3 protein-coding genes are annotated in these 2284 nt (G+C 41.4%); 2 read left to right on the forward strand and 1 reads right to left on the reverse strand.

The window, feature by feature from the left end:
* Nucleotides 1-375, forward strand: a 375-nt coding sequence (locus tag VIN08_RS15355; protein ID WP_331966858.1) for a Type 1 glutamine amidotransferase-like domain-containing protein, incomplete at its 5' end; no start/stop codon positions are given.
* Between the two features lie 294 nt (nucleotides 376-669).
* Here VIN08_RS15355 and VIN08_RS15360 read toward each other — a convergent pair.
* Nucleotides 670-1005, reverse strand: coding sequence for a hypothetical protein (locus VIN08_RS15360; protein WP_331966860.1), 336 nt, complete (start codon nucleotides 1003-1005; stop codon nucleotides 670-672).
* 140 nt (nucleotides 1006-1145) lie between these two features.
* On the opposite strand from VIN08_RS15360, the gene VIN08_RS15365 reads away from it, so the two are divergent.
* Entirely contained in the window at nucleotides 1146-1832 is a 687-nt protein-coding gene (locus tag VIN08_RS15365) for a hypothetical protein (protein WP_331966861.1), read from the forward strand.
* Nucleotides 1833-2284: the final 452 nt, after the last annotated feature.

A 2284-nucleotide genomic window follows, 5' to 3' on the forward strand; every position in this document is an offset into this window, starting at 1 on the left:
GTTATTCTGCGCAAAGCATGGGACAATGGTATTGTACTGGCCGGAGGAAGTGCAGGCTCGCTCTGCTGGTTTGAACATGGCACCACCGACTCGCGCCCCAAAGAGATTTCGAAAGTAGAGTGTCTCGGATTTTTAAAGGGAAGTCATTGTCCGCATTTTGATTCAGAGCCCACCCGCAGACCGCTGTATCATTCGTATATACGTTCCAAAGAATTTAAACCCGGCTATGCCTGCGATGATCAGGCCGCTATATACTTTGAAGACAACGAAGTAAAAAAAGTAATAGCCATGAAAGAAGAAAGCAACGCCTACTACGTATACGAAGAAAATGGCGAAGTAAAAGAACGCAAGCTGGTGAAGGAGATAATCAACTAGCAAATGCAAAATATCTCCCACATCCCGATAGCTATTGGGAACAGATTAACACGGATAAATGCAGAATTATTTCCCGCAGATCTCGCAGATACACGCAGAAATAAATAGAAGCAACTCACTTCATCATTCTTTGATCGGTATCCCTTGTTTACCCATTATCTCTTTCTAACCTTGCCATCTTCCAGACTCTTTTTGATTTTAATCTGTGTTAATCCGTGAATTCTGTGGGAAATAATTCTGTATTTCATCTGCGTTAATCAGCGTGATCTGCGGGAGATATTCTGCATTTCACTTTTATCGACTTCCTTCTTCCTCTTTGCGTTTCTCACGAATTCTGTCGTGGATCAGGAAACGTGCCATTGCAAATACAACAGAGTCTTTACGCACCAGCAGTTGCTGCAACGGAGGATCCAGGTGCTTTCGTGCAAAGCGAAAGAAGAACTCCTGCTCAGATATAGATCGCTCCGTCTTTTGTAATTCAAGCGTAAAGACCGTCTTCCACTTTTTGCTCAAGTGAAAAGTTTCTTCCATATACGTAAACATCCGGTTAATATCTGTTACCTCAAACAACCGCAGATCATTCGGTATAACAGACTCAAGGTGTTTTCTATCTTTTGGTGGTAATGCCATTACATTGTTTAAATAAAGTTCGAAAGCCTGTTTCTGCCGCTTTCAATAGCTTGATAATCAGCAGCGAAATAAATAATTACAGATAATATTAACTAATATTATTAGTTTTGTTTAGCTTTGAATAACTAAATTAATTAGATGTGAAAACAGTCAGAATATTCAACGGCATTCATAAAATTGAAGACAAGGATATGAGCCTGGTGCCTTTGCAGGTGCGCGAGATACTGCAGCAATCAAGAAAGAATCTGATTGATCGTTTACTGGTAAACACCGGTATAGAAGACTATATATACCATCGTTTTCAAACCAAAGCCAATGCCCAAAAGGTATTGCAGGTAAAGAATAAACTGATTGAGCTGCAACATGCCGGTATTATGCTGGAGCGTTACCGTTCTGTGTTTCAGCAGATACTGGAACATGAAAACAGTCATATAGACTCCGCTCTGTTTTATGTAGAAATAGATACGTGTATTCAGCTATGCCTGAACGAAATGTCGCTGGAGTTTGATCCGCTGGAAACCTATCGCATCGATCACATCAACACCATCCAGAATATGCGGCAGCGACTGATCCAACTGATATTGACAGAAGCCGGTATAAAGAATTTTGTAAAGGGAGAATACTACCAGGAGCTGGAAGATCAGGCCAAGATCAACTACCTGAACACCGAGCTGCGCGATTACTTCTTCTCCAAACGCACCGACTATGCGCAGATGCTAAAGTATATTATGGTAAACAAAATTGACCTGGTGGATGGATGCAAACAACTCTTTAAGAACGAAGTAGCAGAGATCCTCGATCAGCATTTTGACCGAAGCCGGGTATAGTATTAGAATGCAGAGTATAGTACTATACGAATGAAGTGTACTTCTTTCGCTTGCCCTGTGTGCTGCGCATGTCTTCATATTGCTTTTTGTAAGCATCAAAGATTTCCGGTTTTCTGCCTTTTTCATTTTTGATGGTACTTGCCAGCAGGTTAAGCGATTGAATCTTTAATTCGATCTCTTCCGGGAGTTCTTTTTTAGATATAGTCTTAGCCGTAAGCAGCGTTGGGTGTTTGTAACCAATACAATATGGGAAGCTATAACGTCAGGCTTATATATAAAATAGTATCCGGCACAGATGTGTATAGATAAGAGCTTTGCTATAGATGGCGGTATAAATCCGTAAACACGTTCTTTCCACAGGGGTGGCGTTGTATATTTGTCGGATGGATCCGGCTCTACTATCAAAAGAATTAGCGTTTAGTACCTCTCGCAGCAGCGGACCGGGCGGTCAG

This window comes from Ohtaekwangia sp. (genome assembly GCF_036568665.1).
Taxonomy (GTDB): domain Bacteria; phylum Bacteroidota; class Bacteroidia; order Cytophagales; family Cyclobacteriaceae; genus Ohtaekwangia.

Excerpts from the sequence above, each read along its gene's own strand:
- VIN08_RS15360 (WP_331966860.1), bottom strand. The coding sequence starts at position 1,005 with ATGGCATTACCACCAAAAGATAGAAAACACCTTGAGTCTGTTATACCG.